A 16,488-nucleotide genomic window follows, 5' to 3' on the forward strand; every position below is an offset into this window, starting at 1 on the left:
GTTGCGCTGTTACAGGCGCGGGTAGTCGATATAGCCCACCGGGCCCTTGGCGTAGAAGAGTTCCGGGCGCGGATCGTTCAGCGGTGCATCCAGGCGCAGGCGCTCGGGCAGGTCCGGGTTGGCGATGAAGGGAACGCCGAAGGCGACGGCATCGGCCTTGCCGCTTGCCAGCCAGGCATTGGCGCTGTCCCTGGTGAAGCGCTCGTTGGCGATGAACACGCCACCGAAGGCGTCCTTCAGTTGCGGCGTCAGGCTGTCCGCGCCTTCCCGCTCGCGGGTGCAGATGAAGGCCACGCCACGCTTGCCCAGTTCGCGGGCGACGTAGCCGAAGGTGGCAGACAGGTCGGAATCGCCCATGTCATGCAGATCGGCGCGCGGCGACAGGTGCACACCCACGCGGCCAGCGCCCCAGACCTTGATCGCCGCATCGGTGACCTCCAGCAGCAGGCGCGCACGGTTCTCGATGGTGCCGCCGTACTGGTCGCTACGCTGGTTGGTTCCGTCCTGGAGGAACTGGTCCAGCAGGTAACCGTTGGCGGCGTGGATTTCCACACCGTCGAAACCGGCGACCTGCGCGTTCTCGGCACCCACGCGGTAGGCGTCGACTATGTCGGCGATCTCTTCTGTTTCCAGAGCGCGCGGCACCGGGTAGTCACGCAGCGGACGCAGCAGACTGACGTGCCCCTTGGCGGCGATGGCGCTCGGCGCTACCGGGACTTCACCGCCCAGGTAGCTGGGGTCGGAAATACGGCCCACGTGCCACAGCTGCAGGACGATCTTGCCGCCGTTGGCGTGCACGGCCTTGGTGATATTGCTCCAGCCCTTCACCTGCTCGTCGGACCAGATGCCGGGGGTGTCCGGGTAGCCGACGCCCAAGGGGGTGACGGAGGTGGCTTCGCTGATGATCAGCCCGGCGCTGGCGCGCTGGGTGTAGTACTCGGCCATCAGCGCGTTGGGCACGCGGCCCTCGTCGGCGCGGCAGCGGGTCAGCGGCGCCATGATGATGCGGTTGGAAAGTTCCAGATCGCCGATCTTGATCGGGTCGAAGAGCGTGGGCATGTCATTTACCTCGGGTCAGTCGAGAGCCGCTTGCAGCTCGGGGTTACGGTTGCTGGATGACAGGTTCGGTGGTGCCTATCGCGAATGCGGACAAAGTGAGGGCGAGAAGCGCAGTAGGCATGTGCCTGCTCCTGGAAAATTGCGGGTTGTAGGCAGGTGCTGCAGTTACAGCTCGTCGCTCATCTGGCGAAGAAATTCAGCGATGACGGCTTCATTGCGTTTGAAGAAGTTCCACTGGCCCACCTTGCGACTGGTCACCAGCCCCGCACGCTGCAAGGTAGCCAGGTGCGCCGACACGGTGGACTGGGAAAGCCCGCAGCGCTGGTCGAACTTGCCGGCGCAAACGCCGATCTCGAAGGGATGGTCCTGTTCGACGAAATACTTCTCCGGCTCCTTGAGCCACTGCAGCATCTCTCGCCGCACAGGGTGCGCCAGTGCCTTGATGATTTCGTCGAAGTCGATGATGGTGCTCATGGCCGGATTCGTATATCGAGATGGAGCGAACTTTATATCGAGAAATGACGATACAGGATCGTTTGTGCCGATAGTCGTCATCAACGCTCATGATGGAAGCGTCTCCCGCCTGAGTTAAGCTCAACCGATGAACTACCTCGCCCACCTCCACCTCGGCGGCTCACAGCCGGCACAACTGCTCGGCAGCCTCTATGGCGACTTCGTCAAGGGGCCGCTGGCGGGGCGCTGGCCAGCGGATATCGAAGCCGGCATCCGCCTGCACCGGCGCATCGACGCCTTCACCGACAGCCACCCGCTGATCACCCAGGCCAAGCTGCGCTTCCCCAGCGAACGGCGACGCTTTGCCGGCATCCTGCTGGACGTGTTCTTCGACCATTGCCTGGCGCGCGACTGGGAGCTCTACGCCAACGAACCGCTGGACATCTTCACCCACCACGTTTACCAGGTGCTCGGCGCCGAACCCGAGTTGCCTGGCCGCCTGGCACTGATCGCCCCACGCATGGCCGCCCAGGACTGGCTGGGCAGCTACCGGGACTTCGAAACCCTGGAACTGGTCATCGCCGGCATGGCTCGGCGCCTCTCGCGACCGGAGGCGCTGAACGGCGCCATGGCGGAGCTGGAAGCGCTCTATCAGCCCCTCTGCGATGACTTCCGTCAGTTCTATCCACAGCTCCAGCACTTCGCGGGAAGCCAACAAAGCCTCGGTTGACCTGCATCAAGGGAGGCCCCCGGCGCTTGCAGTGCAATGGCCACAGACTCTGACTATGGAAGTCCCCGATGAAAGCGCTGATGCTGGCAACCGATCTTTCCAACCGCTCCGACCTCGCCTTGCGGCGCGCCGCCCGACTGGTCCGGCAGTTCGACTGCCCCTGGTTCATCCTCCACGTGGTCGACGAAGACCAGCCGCAACCGAGGCTCGAACGGGAAGTGGAATACGTCCGCCGCTACCTGAATGAACACGTGGACGCGTTCACCGAACTGGCTGGCCGCGCCCCGGAAATCTGGGTGGAAGTGGGCGACCCGGCCAAACACATCGCCGAGTGCACCCGCTGGACCGAAATCGACCTGCTGGTAGTCGGCAGCCACCGCAAGAGTCCGCTGCGCGACATCTTCGTCGGTACCACCCTGGAGCGCCTGGTGCGCACCAGCCATGTGCCCATCCTGCTGGTGAACAAGGACGTCGAGGACGACTATCGGGCGCCGCTGCTCGCCGCGGACTGCTCCCCCGGCTCTGCCCAGGCCATGCGCACCGCCCGTGAACTGGGTCTGCTGCCCGCGGACGGAGCAAGGGCGCTGTACGCCTTCGACTCGCTGGGAAGCGTGCTGGTGGCCGGCACTGGCGCCGGAACGATTCTGGGTGACCGCTCCGCCGAACGCCACCGGGCCGCCGCCGCGCTGCACGAGTTCCTGCTTCGGGAAGAACTGGGCAGCATGGTGGGTCAGCGCCTGGTCGAGGAAGGCCAGCCCATGATCGCCCTGCGCCGGGTTCTGGACCGCGAACCCACCGACCTGCTGGTGATGGGTACCCGCGGGCTGACGGGATTGAAGCGGGTGTTGATCGGCAGCGTGGCCGATGCAGCCATGCGCGAGCTGGACTGCGACATCCTCACAGTGCCGCCCAGCAAGGCTTGACCCGCCCTCAGGCGGCCAGCGCCTCGTTCTCCACCTCACCGAAGAGCGCCCGTTGCACGGCGCTCTTCGCCCGTTGACTCAACACCGTACGACTCAGGCCTTGGCTGGGGATGGGCTCCAGCAACTGGATTTCCACCTCTACCCGGTCACTACGCAGCAACCGCACCAGGTGCGACAGCAGATCGTCTTCACCGATGAAGGGCGCCACCTCGTCCCGCTGACCGTCACGCAGGTAGCGGATCGCCACGGGCTGTACCGGCACCTCAGTCTCCACCGCACTGGTCAGCAGACGACTGTGGAACGTCTTCAGCAGGCTGCCATCGGTGGTGGTGCCTTCCGGGAAGATCAACAAGTGGCGGCCAGCGCCCAGGTGTCGGGCCAACTGCTGGCCGACCAGGCCGCTGTCTCCCGAACCTCGACGGATGAACAAGGTACCGGCCTTGTGCGCGAGCCAGCCCGCCACCGGCCAGGCGCGCACCTCGGCCTTGGACAGGAACGACAGTGGCGCTACGGCGCCGAGCAGCGGGATATCGGTCCAGGACACGTGGTTGCTGACCCAGAGCATCGGCTGCCCGGGCACGTGGCCGATGACACGGACACGAAACGGCAGAGCAGCCGCCAGGCGCGCGAGGAACCAGCGGGTCAGGCGCTGCCGGGTCGCCATCATCTCGCTCCGCCCCAGACGCTCCAGCAGGCCGACCCAGGCGGCCAGCGCCAAGCCAAGGCCGATCACCGCCAGCAACCGGGCGACGCGGGCGTAGAAACGCGCGGTCTTCAACATGCCCGACCTCAGACCGCGGCCTTGAAGTGGCGGGCGTAGCGCGGGCAGAGTTCGTCGCGCTTGAGCAGGATGAATACATCGGCCACCTGGAAATCCGGGTCCCAGCACGGCTCGCCACAGATCTTCGCGCCGAGGCGCATGTAGGCCTTGAGCAGCGGCGGCATCTCGGCGATCACATTGCCCGGCAGCTCCAGCGCCGGCAGCGGGTTCTTCGGTTCCGCACGCAGGTATTCGGTGCACAGGTAGCGTTCGCGCAGACGCTGCATGATGGCCTGGGCCTGCACGCCGCCGTCCTGCATCGGGATGCTGGCGCAGCCCATCAGGTAGCCGTAACCGCCCTCGTTCAACACCTCGGCCAACTCGCCCCAGAGCACGGCGATGGTGGCGCCGTTGCGATAGGTCGGGGCGACGCAGGTACGGCCGATCTCCAGCACCGGGCTCTGCAGTTCACCGAGCCCATGGAGGCTGAATTCCTCTTCGCTGTAGTAGCGGCCCAGGTCGCGGGCGGCCTGGTGGTCGAGCAGGCGGGTCGTCGCCACCAGCTCTCCGCTTTCCAGGTCGCGCACGCCGATGTGCTGGCAGTGCGGGTCGTAATCATCCATGTCGAGACCGAACTCGGCGCCTTTCAGCTTGGCATCGAACTCGGCACTGAAGACACGGAAGCGCAGGGCCTGGGCCTCGCGCAATGCAGCAACGCCTTCCAGGCGCTCGGCCTGCAGGCGGCGAGGACTCTTCCCGTTGGGTGCGACACTGTCGCGGGTCATGGCGATCTGGGTCATGAATAAGCCTCCGTAGGCCGGCTCGATCCCGGTTGCAGCCGGACGATCTTGTTGTGCAAGCTCAGGCTAGGTAGACCCGGTGTCACCACCATGACGGTCCAATGATGCTTGTATGACAGCCCCCAAGGAGCGCCCAATGCCCTGGCAACGCCTGCTCGAAGCTTCTACCCGCCTGCCCTCCGGCCAGGCCCTGGACGACGGATACGGCGCAATGCTGGACCGCCTGGGTGAGGTCACGCCCTTCGAGCTGGCGGTGCTCGGCGGCAAGCTGGCGCCCACGCCGGGGCTGGCCTTCCTTGCGGGTTATCAAGGTGCCCTGCGTCTGCTCTGGCCGTCGGCGCCGCGGAGCCTGGGCGCGTTGTGCGTCACCGAAAACCGCAGCGTGCGCCCGGCCGACCTGCAGACACGCCTCACGGGCCTCACCCTCGATGGACGCAAGGACTTCGTGACCGCGGGCAATGCCGCCGACTGGCTGCTGGTGGCAGCGCGCGAAGAGGCCGACGGCGAGTCGCCGCGCCTGGCCCTGGCAGTCGTGCGCAATGGCGCGCCCGGCGTGCGCATCGAGCCACTCAAGCCGCTGCCGCTGATGCCCGATGTCCCTCATGCCCGCCTGCACCTGGAGGGCGCCCACTGCGAGCGCCTGGCCGGCGACGGCTGGGATGCCTACGTAAAACCCTTCCGCAGCATCGAAGACCTCCATGTACTCGCTGCCCTGGGCGGGTGGCTCTACGGCGTGTCCCGCGACAACGCCTGGCCCCATACACTGCAACTGCGTTTGCTGGGACTGCTCACGGGCGCGGCGGAGGTGTCGCGCCAATGCGCCACCTCACCCACCATGCACCTGTTGCTGGCAGCGCTCTTTGCCGAGTTCAAGGCGCTCAAACCGGAGGTGGACGCTGCCTTCGCCGCCGGCCCGACGGAATGGGCCCGGCTCTGGCAGCGCGACCAGGGCGTGCTGGAAATCGCCGGTGGGCCGAGGGCGAAACGGCTGGAGAAAGCCCTCGCCGCGCTGGGCCTCTGACGGCTGTCCTGCGGGGGATTCCATGTCAACGCCGTAGCTCTGTAGGGTGGATGGCGCTTTTCCATCCACCAGCGGCGCTATGCCAGGCCGCGAATGGTGGACCGATGGAGCGTGGTCCACCCTTGTATCTCGACTTGAGCCTCCTCAGAGGCGATAGTCCCCGACTGATCATCGGGGGAGGAACCGCAAGCCGTGTCCACCCTAAAGCCTCGAGCTTGTAACGTAGATTGCGCTGCGCTCCTCCGCACTCATCCAGTAAGTCCGAACGGTATCCAGAGCTTTGAGCTCGCATCAACAAGGTAGGACGGATGCAGTGACGATCAGCCCTTCACAGGAGGACATGATGGGAGTTGTTGTCGGCATTGATATTGCCAAGCACACATTCGATATCGCCACCTTGCAAGCCAACGGCAAGTACCGCACCAAGGCCAAGCTGGGCAATGACCAGGGCGGCTTCGAAGTTTTGCAGCAGTGGTTGAGCAAGTACGCAGAGCCGCAGGCCTGGGTCGTGATGGAAGCGACAGGTATTTACCACGAGGCCCTTGCCCAATGGCTGTACGAACGGGGTTACAAGGTCTGCGTGCTAAACCCTAGCCAGACGGCGCGTTACGCCAGTAGCCAGTTGCAGCGCGTGAAGACCGACAAGGTCGGTGCCAAGATGATTGCAGAGTACGGCCGCAGGCATCAGGACAAGCTGCGTGCCTGGGAGCCTGAAAAGCCGAAGATTCGCCGCCTCAGAGCACTTACGCACCGCCTGAAAGATCTTCAGGAGCTGGAGCAGATGGAGCAAAACCGTCTGGATGTGACGCATGATGACAAAGCTATTGAATTGATTCAGTCGATGCTCAAGCACATCCGCCAACAGATCCAGGACACGCTGGCGGCGATCGAAAAACACTTCGACGACAACGATGATCTCAAGGGGCAACGGAACCTGCTCAAGAGCATCGATGGCATTGCAGACCGAACCGCGGGACTCTTGCTGGCCGAGCTTGGCGATATCCAGCGCTTTGAGGACAGTCGAGCGGTCACCGCCTTTGCAGGACTGAACCCGAAGTTGCAAGACTCAGGCACGCTCAAGGGCCATGTTCGTATCTCGCGGATGGGCTCTGCCAGGTTGCGCGCAGGACTCTATCTGCCAGCCGTCGTATCCCTGACCTACAACCCAGCTATCCGCGCGCTGGCCGAGCGCATGCGCAGCGCCGGTAAGGCCGGCAAACAGATCGTCTGCGCAGCCATGCGCAAGCTGCTATGCATCGCTTATGGCGTGCTTAAATCAGGCGAGCCGTTTGATCCCAAACTGGCTATTGCGAAGTAAAAAACAAGACGGTATCTACGGCCGAAGCCCATCCTTGAGCGTCGGGGTCCTGTGGGAGCGAATTCATTCGCGATTGAAATCGCTCCACAAGAAGACGCCACCTGCCAGCCTGAATTGACTCAGGTCAGCACTCGCACCTCAGAAATGCCTTACATCTGCGCGTCGTTTTTCCTATCGAGGTTTACATGCGTCGCGACCCCATCGTGCTGTTCGACAACGGCACCCATCAATGCCTGATGTTTGACGATCTGGTCAGCGGCGACGGCGTGCAATCCAACCAGTTTCTGATCACCGACCATGAGCAGTATCTGCTGCTGGACCCGGGCGGCGACCTGACCTACACCCCGCTGTCGCTGGAACTGTCCAAGCACATGCCGGTGCAGGACCTGACCTACATCTTCGCCTCCCACCAGGACCCGGACATAATCGCCTCCCTGGACAAGTGGCTGCTGCATACCCGCGCGCGGGTGATCTGCTCCAAGCTCTGGGCGCGCTTCCTGCCGCACCTGACCGCCAACTACCTGGCCATCAGCCACGGTATCTCCACCTACGACCGCATCATCGCCCTGCCCGACCGCGGTCAGTCCATCAATCTCGGCCGCTGCCAGCTCAAAGCCGTGCCGGCGCACTTCCTCCATTCGGTGGGCAACTTCCAGCTCTATGACCCGGTCAGCCGCATTCTCTTCTCCGGCGACATGGGGGCTTCGCTGGTGGAAGACGCCACGCCGGTGCGCGACTTCGTCAACCATGTGCCGAACATGGAAGGCTTCCATCGCCGCTACATGGCCAGCAACAAGGTGTGCCGACTCTGGGCCGGCATGGTGCGCGGCATGGACGTGGACATGATCGTCCCGCAACACGGCCGCCCCTTCGTTGGCAAGGAAATGATCAACGCCTTCCTCTACTGGATCGAGAACCTGGAATGCGGCCTCGACCTGCTCGGTCCGGACGACTATCGCCTGCCACGCTGAACTGACCTATCGCGCTGAATAACCGCATTAGGCGGCGCGTTCGGCGCTTTTTACCGTCATGATCTCCGTGCTAGGTTGCGCCCGTCGATAACGACAAGAGGCCCACCGATGCCCATCCCCTTTCTTCGCCCGCTTGCCCTGACTCTGGGCTTGACGGCGGGCCTGGCCCAGGCTGAAACCTGGCCCGCTGCCGACTGGCAGCAAGGCCCCGCGCCCAGTGGAAACGCCGTACAGGCCTTCGAATCCTATGCCTTCCCCACACGCGACGACGCCGGCCGCAAGGGTGTGCGCACAGACGCCGTGGTAGTGATCCGCGATGGCGAACTCATCTACGAGCACTACACCGGCCCCACCCGCGCGCAGACCCCGCACCTCACCTGGTCGGTGAGCAAGAGCCTGCTGGCGTCCGTCCTTGGCGTGGCCTACGGCGAAGGCCGCTTCAAACTCGATGACCCCGTGGCGCGCTACTACCCGGATTTTTCCGGCCATCCCGACGTCCGTCTGGACCACTTGCTGCACTGGGCCTCAGGCCTCGCCTGGCAGGAGGACTACGAGTACGCCCCGCTGAAGTCCTCAGTGGTGGCCATGCTCTACACCCGTGGCCGTGGCGACATGGCCGCCTTCGCCGCCGACCATCCGTTGGACGCCGTGCCCGGCAAGCGTTTCCGCTACTCCAGCGGCGACACCAATGTGCTGTCCGCCGCGCTGCGCGGCATGGTCGGCGAGCAGGCCTATGCGGAGTACCCCTGGCGCGCGCTGTTCGAGCCGCTCGGAATCCGCTCGGCGGTATGGGAAACCGACGCCGCCGGCACCTACGTCGGTTCCTCCTACATCTACCTGACCGCCCGCGACCTGGCCCGCGTAGGCCTCTTGATGCAGCGCGGCGGCCGCTGGGGCGAGCGCCAGTTGCTGCCGGCAGACTGGGTAGCGTTCAACCGCAAGCCCTTCGCCGACTACCGGCCAGACCCCGCCGCCTCGCCGGGCGAAGCCGTACCGGGTGGCCACTGGTGGCTCAACGCCCAACTGGCCGGCGCTACGAAGCCGTGGCCAGACGCCCCGGGAGATGCCTTCGCCGCCCTCGGCCATTGGGGCCAGGCGCTCTACGTACTGCCCAGCCAGAAGCTGGTGATCGTGCGCTATGCCGATGACCGCGACGGCAGCTACCACCACAACGACTTCCTCAAACTGGCCCTTTCCGCGTTCGCCCCGGAGGTGCAGCCGTGATCGTCCGTCGCCCCGTCCTCAGTCTGCTAATGCTGGCGCTGATCCTGTTGGCAGCGCTGGTCTGGCAGAACCGCGCCCACCTGGCCGCCTTCCCCGGCATCATCAGCGCCTACACCGCCAAGGAGTACTGCTCCTGCCGCTACGTGATGGGCAACTCCGCCGACTACTGCCAGGGCTATGTGAAGCAGTACGTGCCCACCAGCGGCTTCCTCGACGACGCCGAGCACAAGCGCGTGACCGCCAGCGGCCTCGGCCACAGCAATACGGCGGCCTGGGTCAGCCCTCACCAGGGCTGCCGGTTGATGCCGGAGGCGGACAGCACACTCTGAGGCATTCGCGCCTGGCCTGTTGGGCTTCGTGGACTCAGCCCAACCTACGGACCGCCCCGATGTCCCCGTAGGTTGTGTCTGAGCGGAGCGAAGCTCAACGCAGCCCTCTCCCCGACTCTGCCCCCGGTTCCACTCTGCGGAACCACCTTCGATTGTTCTCCTTTCGCCCTCGCGGTTAGCTGAAAGGCAGCCGCGCAAGTCGGCAGTCGCCCCAACGAGGAGAACAACAACAATGACCCGTTACGCACACATCCAGGCCTGGCTCGACGACGTCGCCGACGAACTCAAGGTGCTTCGCCAGGACATCCACGCTCACCCGGAACTCGGTTTTGAAGAACAGCGCACCGCGGCCCTGGTGGCCCGGCTGCTGGGCGAATGGGGCTATGAGGTACACAGCGGCATCGGCCACACCGGTGTGGTCGGCGTGCTGCGCAACGGCTCCGCCAATCGCACCCTGGGCCTGCGCGCCGACATGGACGCCTTGCCCATCGTCGAAGCCACAGGCCTCACCTACAGCAGCTGCCACACTGGCCGCATGCATGCCTGTGGCCACGACGGCCATACGGCGATGCTGCTGGGTGCGGCGCGCTACCTGGCCGCCACCCGCCCGTTCGACGGTACCCTCAACCTGATCTTCCAGCCAGCCGAGGAAGGCCAGGGCGGCGCCGAAGCCATGCTCGCCGATGGACTGCTGGAGCGTTTCCCCTGCGAGGCGCTGTTCGGCATGCACAACATGCCCGGTCTGGAAGCCGGCCACCTGTGCTTCCGCGCGGGCTCACTGATGGCCTCGCAGGACCTGCTGGAAGTCGTGATCGAAGGCGTCGGCGGCCACGGCTCCATGCCGCACCTGTCCGTCGACCCGCTGGTGGCGGCCTCCAGCACCGTGATGGCGCTGCAGACCGTGGTGGGACGCAACGTCGACCCGCAACAGGCGGCGGTAGTCACAGTCGGTGCCCTGCAGGCTGGCGAGGCCGCCAACGTGATTCCCCAGAGCGCCCTGTTGCGCCTCAGCCTGCGCGCGCTGGATGCGAACGTGCGCGAGCAGGTCCTGGAGCGGGTTCAGGCGATCATCCACAGCCAGGCTGAAAGCTACGGCTGCCGTGCGACTGTCAAACATCGTCCGGCCTACCCCGTGCTGGTCAACAGTTCGGCGGAGACCGCCTTTGCCCGTCGCGTGGGCGAGGAGCTGGCGGGCATTGAGCACGTGCAGGACGCCCCCACCGTGATGGGCAGCGAAGACTTCGCCTGGATGCTCCAGCGCTGCCCCGGCAGCTACCTGTTCATCGGCAATGGCACTGGAGCCGGACGACCAATGGTCCACAACCCCGGATACGACTTCAACGACGACATCCTGGTGCGCGGCGCTGCGTACTGGGCCGCGCTGACGGAAACCTGGTTCCAGGAATCCGCCGCGCCTTCCCAGGCTTCTGCCACTGCCGCCTAGCCCAACACCAGACTCCGGAGATTACCCATGCACGCTTCCCAGAGCGGAACCTCGCGTTCCCGTCAGGTGACCGCTGCCGTCATCGGCAACGCCCTCGAGTGGTACGACTTCATCGTCTATGGCTTCCTGTCGAGCATCATTGCCCGGCTGTTCTTCCCCTCCGAAAGCGAATACACCTCTCTGCTGATGGCCCTGGCCACCTTCGGCGTCGGCTTCTTCATGCGCCCGGTCGGCGGTGTACTGCTCGGTCTCTACGCCGACCGCAAGGGCCGCAAGGCGGCCATGCAACTGATCATCCTGCTGATGACCTTGTCCATCGCCCTGATCGCCTTCGCCCCCGACTACGCCGCCATTGGCCTGGGTGCCCCGCTGCTGATCGTGGTCGCACGCATGCTCCAGGGCTTCGCCACCGGTGGCGAGTACGCCAGCGCCACTGCATACCTGGTGGAGAGCGCGCCAGCCAACCGTCGGGGCCTCTACGGTGCCTGGCAACTGTTCGGCCAGTGCCTGGCGGTGTTCGCCGGCTCTGGCATGGGCGCCCTGGTGACCCACACCCTCTCTCCTGAAGCGCTGGACAGCTGGGGCTGGCGGGTGCCCTTCATCGTCGGTCTTCTGATCGGCCCGGTGGGGATGTGGATGCGCCGCCACATGGAAGAGACCGAAGCCTTCCTCGAAGCCCGCGAGGCCCAGAGCGGAGAGTCCGTGAGCTTCTTCCGGATGCTGCGGGAGAATCGCCGCGCCGTGCTGGTGACATTGGGCAACACCATCTGCGGCACCGTGGCCTTCTATGTGGTGCTGGTGAACATGCCCACCTTCGCCCATAAGCAGCTCGGGCTGCCCCTGGACCAGGTGTTCATGGTGCAGATGGCGGCGGTCGCCCTGATGACCGTTGTGATCCCGCTGGCCGGCGCCCTCTCCGACCATCTCGGGCGCCGCCCGGTGCTCCTGGCGGGCACCCTGGCCTTCCTGCTGCTGGTCTACCCGCTGTTCACCTGGGTTGCCGCCGCCCCCAGCCTGGAACGCCTGCTGTTCATGCAACTGCTGCTGTGCACCGCCATCGGCACCGTCTACGGGCCGGGCCCTACGGCCGGCGCCGAGCAGTTCCCCACCGGGGTCCGCTCCACTGGCCTGGCCCTGTCCAACAACGTTGGCGTGATGCTCTTCGGCGGCTTCGCCCCCTTCATCGTCACCTGGCTGACCAAGACCACCGGCGACCCCGTTTCGCCAGCCTACTACGTGCTGCTGGCCGCCAGCATCGGCCTGGTGTCCGCCTGGTTCCTCCGCGAGGGCGCCCCCGCCGCCCTGGAGCGCCGCCAGCGCCGCGAGGTGATCGCCACTGCTGCCCGGAGCCTGTAAATGACCCGTTTCGAAGTCCCTCGTCCTGCCGCTGGTTCGCTGCAGGAGGAAATCGTCGCGCTGGACGCCCTGCCCTTGTCGGAGGCCATTCGCTCGCGTCAGCTGTCCTGCCGTGAAGTGATGCAGGCCTACCTGGAACAGATCGACCGATTCAATCCACAGGTCAACGCCGTGGTCGCCATGCGGCCGGCTGAGGCGCTGCTGAGCGACGCCGACAAGCGCGACCGCCAGTTGGCCAACGGCCAATGGCTGGGCTGGATGCACGGCATGCCGCAAGCAGTGAAGGACCTCGCCGCCTGTGCCGGCCTGCCCACCAGCATGGGTTCACCGCTGTTTGCCGGGCAGGTCGCCCAGCACGACGCCATCGCCGTCTCGCGGGTGCGGGCGGCCGGCGCGATCTTCATCGGCAAGACCAACGTGCCGGAGTTCGGCCTCGGCTCGCAAAGCTACAACAGCGTGTTCGGCACCACCGGCAATGCCTATGACCCGAGCCTCTGCGCGGGTGGTAGCAGCGGTGGCGCGGCGGCTGCCCTGGCCCTGCGCCTGCTGCCGGTCGCCGATGGCAGCGACATGATGGGCTCGCTACGCAACCCGGCCGCCTTCAATAACGTCTATGGCCTGCGTCCGTCCCTGGGCCGCGTTCCCTTTGGCCCCACGCCGGAACTGTTCGCCCAGCAACTGGCCACGGAGGGCCCCATGGGCCGCAGCGTGGCCGATGTGGCGGCACTGCTGCGCACCCAGGCCGGCCCCCATCGCGCCACGCCGCTGGCGCTGGCCAGCGCGGCCGATCTGATTGGCCCATTGCAGCGCGACTTCGACGGCGCACGCATAGGCTGGCTGGGCGACCTGGGCGGCCACCTGCCCATGGAACACGGCCTGCTGGCCCTCTGCGAAAGCGCCCTGGCGGATTTCCGCGACCTGGGTTGCCAGGTCGAGGACTGCCTGCCGGCGTTCGACATGGAGCGACTCTGGCGCTGCTGGCTGGTGCACCGCCAGTGGCTGGTGGCCGGCAGCCTGGCCGGGGCCCACACCGATCCGGCGCGGCGCGCGCAACTCAAGCCCGAAGCGATCTGGGAAGTGGAAAGCGGCCTTGGCCTCAGCGCTGCGGACGTCTACCAGGCCTCGGTGGATCGCAGCGACTGGCACCGCGCGCTGGAAAAACTCTTCGAGCGTTACGACTTCCTGCTTCTGCCCAGTGCGCAGGTGTTTCCTTTCGATGCAACGCTGCACTGGCCCAAAGCCATAGCCGGCCACGAAATGGACACCTACCACCGCTGGATGGAAGTGGTGATCGGCGCCACCCTGGCCGGCATCCCGGCGATGAGCGTTCCGGTGGGGTTCAACCCCGCCGGCCTGCCCATGGGTCTGCAGATTCTGGGCCCGGCCCAGGCCGACCTGGCGGTGTTGCAACTGGCCCACGCCCACGAACAGCTCACCCAGTGGGTACGCAACTGCCCGCCACCGTTGCTGCAAGAGGCTCGCTAAGCGAATGGCAAGCGCGGCCGGCAAATTCAGGTCCCGATCTTGCAGCGTCATCACAGTGGATACAGCCGAGACGCGGCAGGGGACGGACATGCAGGGCAGAGACGAACATGGCACGGTGAGGTCAGTGGAACGGGCGCTGGCGATCGTCGAACTGCTCGGTGAACACCAGGAGTTGGGGCTGGAGGAACTGCACTACCTCACCGGCCTGCCCAAGGCCACCGTATCGCGCCTGCTGCATACCCTGCTGGAACAGGACTGGATCTACCGTGGCCTGTGCGACCGCCGTTACCGGCTGCGCGCACGGCGACTGTTCGGCGATCCCATCCAGCGCTTCAGCCGGCATCTGGTGGAGCAGGCCGCGCCGCTACTGCGCGAGCTTAGCGAACGCACCGGGCTGGTGGCGGACCTGTCGTTCTTCGATGGCGATGACCTGCACGTGATGGAGAGTTCCATTCCTGAGGTGCTGCGCAAACGCTACCCGGTCAACCGCCTGGTGGTTGGCCTGCAGGCCAGTCTGTTCCACTCGGCCATGGGCAAGGCCTGCCTGGGCGAACTGGACAGCGCCGAGGTCCAGCGCCTGGCCCAGCGCCACCGGCTGAGCGGTGACGACCTGTTGCGCGCCCATGAACAGGCACACAACCTGGGCTTCGGCGAACGCACCGAAGGCTCCTGGGAATATGCGGTGCGCCTGCCCTTCCTGATTCGCGCCGTCGCCCTGCCGATACGCAATCAGGGGCGACTGGTAGGCAGCATCGCCTTGCACTGGCCACGGGATGCCTACAGCGTCGAAAGTGTCCAGCAGCGACATCTCGGCAGCCTGGCCGAAACCATCAGCCAATTGCAGAACAATCTAGGCTGAGTCCACCCACCTAAACCTGGAAGTTACCGCCCTAAACTTCGGCGGCAACTTCCCGCGCGCACGTGGAATACGCATTCCATAGTGTGGAACTCAATTGGATTGCCCTTTATTCACGTGATTCGACAATAGAGCCCGGCCCGAACATCGGCCTTACCGTCAAAACACAAGAATAAAGGTGATGAGATGTACAACGTTCGCTGCAAGTACCTGGCAGGGATTGCCGGATGCTTATTGGCCGGGAGTGCAAGTGCCGATGGTTTTATCGCTGACAGTGTCACCTCGATGCGTTACAGCCAGTTCTACTGGAAGGAAAACAATGGTGATGGCGTCGGCCCCACCCGTGACGAATGGGTTCAGGGTACGCAATTCAGCTTCAACTCCGGCTGGTACCGCGATGTGCTCGGCATGGATTACAGCTATGGCTTGGCCGATGACCTGCGCGTCGGCGACGAGGCCAACAGCATCAGCAACCTCGAACCCGACGACTCGGTGCAATCGCCTCACGGCCTGGCGAAACCACTGGAAGCCTACCTCCGTGGCCGCCTTCAGGGCGACGCGGGCGAACTGGTGGTCGGCGGCGGCAAGAAGGTTCGCCGCTACGCCCAGTACTTCGACGACGCCACACGTATCCTCCCCGCCGGCACGCTGGGCCTGGACGCGGACTACCGCGTCGGTGGCCTGACCCTGCGCTACAGCCATATCGGGCAGTTCAGCCCACGCAACGAGAACGGCTGGGGCGATGACTTGACCAATTTCCGCGGCGAAAGAATCGACAAGCTGCAGCTCTACGCCCTGAACTACCAGTTGCCCTTCGGCAGCCGGCTGCTGGGCGAGTACGCCGAATCCCACCAGTACCTGCGCGCTGCCTCCCTCAAGCTGGAGCACAGCGTCAACCTGGGTGCCGGCCGTTTTATCGATCTCTACGCCACCCATGGCATGCAGCAGGATGCCGGGGACCGATTCGAATACGGCGGCGTACTCGGCCTCTACCGGGCGGAGAGCTCCCACGATGCGCGATACGTCGATCTGTCTGCCAAGTACCGGACAGCCAACTACTACTTGGGCATGACCTACAACAAAGTTCGCGGCGATGACTTCGACCGGGTGTTCTTCAGCAAGGACCACGGTGCCTGGAACAGCAGCGCAAAGTTGTTTTACTTCTTCGGCGTTGAAGATGAAGAGATGTTCAAGCTGATGGGCGGAACAAACTTCTCGGCCATTGGCATTCCACAACTAAGGCTGGACGTCCACTATGCATTCTCTGACCACGCTGCCGGTTATGAGGGATTCTCCCGGCGTGAATTCCAGAGCGTATTGCAATACAGCTTCGACGGCCTTCTGAAAGGTTTGAGCCTGGCTTGGTTGCACAATGAGTTTCATACCAAGGGGCAGCCGGACGGCATCGAACGCACCAGCACCTCACGCGGGCCTGCAGGGATCATCACCCACAATGCCGAGCGGGTTTATATGAGTTACGTCTTCAAGTTCTGAAGGTCGCGACGCCCCCTCTCCCCCAACCCCTCTCCCAGAAGAGGAGAGGGGTGACTCGCGCCGGCGAGGCCCAAGCATCCGGAAGCCCACACGAGCCTGAAACGTTGCAGAGGCGGTGGGGCATCCCGACGACAGCCAAAGGGACTCGCCCGGCAAGGCGAAACAGAAACCTGATACCCACTCGGTAATGAGCCGGGCCGCCATCACCAAATCAGCTCACTAGTCATTGCACCAGAGCGTCAAATCACTCATCAAAAAGCCCCCG

The 16,488-nt window shown here is 64.8% G+C and carries 16 protein-coding genes; 12 read left to right on the forward strand and 4 right to left on the reverse strand.

Annotated elements, in window-relative coordinates; all coding sequences use genetic code 11:
* Window positions 1–9: 9 nt before the first annotated feature.
* Together THL1_RS23225 and THL1_RS23230 are read right to left on the reverse strand one after the other, a co-directional pair.
* Window positions 10–1,059: an alkene reductase gene (locus tag THL1_RS23225; RefSeq protein WP_069085437.1), complete on the reverse strand. Its 1,050-nt coding sequence runs from the start codon at window positions 1,057–1,059 to the stop codon at window positions 10–12.
* Between the two features lie 165 nt (window positions 1,060–1,224).
* On the reverse strand, window positions 1,225–1,533 hold the full coding sequence (locus tag THL1_RS23230) for an ArsR/SmtB family transcription factor (RefSeq protein WP_069085438.1): 309 nt from the start codon (window positions 1,531–1,533) through the stop codon (window positions 1,225–1,227).
* 127 nt (window positions 1,534–1,660) lie between these two features.
* On the opposite strand from THL1_RS23230, the gene THL1_RS23235 reads away from it, so the two are divergent.
* Entirely contained in the window at window positions 1,661–2,242 is a 582-nt protein-coding gene (locus THL1_RS23235; protein WP_069085439.1) for an ACP phosphodiesterase, read from the forward strand.
* A gap of 68 nt (window positions 2,243–2,310) precedes the next feature.
* Complete coding sequence (locus tag THL1_RS23240) at window positions 2,311–3,165, forward strand: universal stress protein (RefSeq protein ID WP_069085440.1); 855 nt, start codon at window positions 2,311–2,313, stop codon at window positions 3,163–3,165.
* A gap of 7 nt (window positions 3,166–3,172) precedes the next feature.
* Here the strand turns inward: THL1_RS23240 and THL1_RS23245 are convergent, their stop codons facing one another.
* Window positions 3,173–3,946: a lysophospholipid acyltransferase family protein gene (locus tag THL1_RS23245; protein WP_177343850.1), complete on the reverse strand. Its 774-nt coding sequence runs from the start codon at window positions 3,944–3,946 to the stop codon at window positions 3,173–3,175.
* An 8-nt stretch (window positions 3,947–3,954) separates the two neighbouring features.
* The gene (olsB, locus tag THL1_RS23250; protein WP_069085441.1) at window positions 3,955–4,725 is read right to left on the reverse strand and encodes an L-ornithine N(alpha)-acyltransferase; all 771 of its coding nucleotides are present in this window, start codon (window positions 4,723–4,725) and stop codon (window positions 3,955–3,957) included.
* A 136-nt stretch (window positions 4,726–4,861) separates the two neighbouring features.
* Between olsB and THL1_RS23255 the strand changes: the two genes are divergently transcribed.
* The 10 genes from THL1_RS23255 (at window position 4,862) to THL1_RS23300 (ending at window position 16,223) form a co-directional block, all read left to right on the forward strand.
* Window positions 4,862–5,746, forward strand: coding sequence for an acyl-CoA dehydrogenase family protein (locus tag THL1_RS23255; protein WP_069085442.1), 885 nt, complete (start codon window positions 4,862–4,864; stop codon window positions 5,744–5,746).
* A 280-nt stretch (window positions 5,747–6,026) separates the two neighbouring features.
* Window positions 6,027–7,064 carry an IS110 family transposase gene (locus THL1_RS23260; RefSeq protein ID WP_237234742.1) on the forward strand — a complete coding sequence of 346 codons (1,038 nt, stop codon included), beginning with the start codon at window positions 6,027–6,029 and terminating at the stop codon, window positions 7,062–7,064.
* 185 nt (window positions 7,065–7,249) lie between these two features.
* Window positions 7,250–8,035, forward strand: a complete 786-nt coding sequence (locus THL1_RS23265) for an MBL fold metallo-hydrolase (RefSeq protein ID WP_069085444.1) — start codon at window positions 7,250–7,252, stop codon at window positions 8,033–8,035.
* Window positions 8,036–8,143: 108 nt separating this feature from the next.
* A complete protein-coding gene (locus THL1_RS23270) occupies window positions 8,144–9,259 on the forward strand; it encodes a serine hydrolase domain-containing protein (RefSeq protein ID WP_069085445.1) in 1,116 nt (371 codons plus the stop codon).
* On the forward strand, window positions 9,256–9,588 hold the full coding sequence (locus tag THL1_RS23275) for an amidase (protein ID WP_069085446.1): 333 nt from the start codon (window positions 9,256–9,258) through the stop codon (window positions 9,586–9,588). Before THL1_RS23270 ends, THL1_RS23275 begins: the two co-directional genes overlap by 4 nt.
* Before the next feature lie 232 nt (window positions 9,589–9,820).
* Window positions 9,821–11,032, forward strand: a complete 1,212-nt coding sequence (locus tag THL1_RS23280; RefSeq protein ID WP_069085447.1) for a M20 aminoacylase family protein — start codon at window positions 9,821–9,823, stop codon at window positions 11,030–11,032.
* A 27-nt stretch (window positions 11,033–11,059) separates the two neighbouring features.
* Window positions 11,060–12,388 (forward strand): citrate-proton symporter, encoded by a 1,329-nt coding sequence (locus tag THL1_RS23285; RefSeq protein ID WP_069085448.1) that lies wholly within the window; start codon window positions 11,060–11,062, stop codon window positions 12,386–12,388.
* Window positions 12,389–13,873, forward strand: coding sequence for an amidase (locus THL1_RS23290; RefSeq protein WP_069085449.1), 1,485 nt, complete (start codon window positions 12,389–12,391; stop codon window positions 13,871–13,873).
* Window positions 13,874–13,961: 88 nt separating this feature from the next.
* On the forward strand, window positions 13,962–14,732 hold the full coding sequence (locus tag THL1_RS23295) for an IclR family transcriptional regulator (RefSeq protein ID WP_069085450.1): 771 nt from the start codon (window positions 13,962–13,964) through the stop codon (window positions 14,730–14,732).
* A 183-nt stretch (window positions 14,733–14,915) separates the two neighbouring features.
* The gene (locus THL1_RS23300; protein WP_069085451.1) at window positions 14,916–16,223 is read left to right on the forward strand and encodes an OprD family outer membrane porin; all 1,308 of its coding nucleotides are present in this window, start codon (window positions 14,916–14,918) and stop codon (window positions 16,221–16,223) included.
* Window positions 16,224–16,488: the final 265 nt, after the last annotated feature.

Source organism: Pseudomonas sp. TCU-HL1 (genome assembly GCF_001708505.1).
Taxonomy (GTDB): domain Bacteria; phylum Pseudomonadota; class Gammaproteobacteria; order Pseudomonadales; family Pseudomonadaceae; genus Metapseudomonas.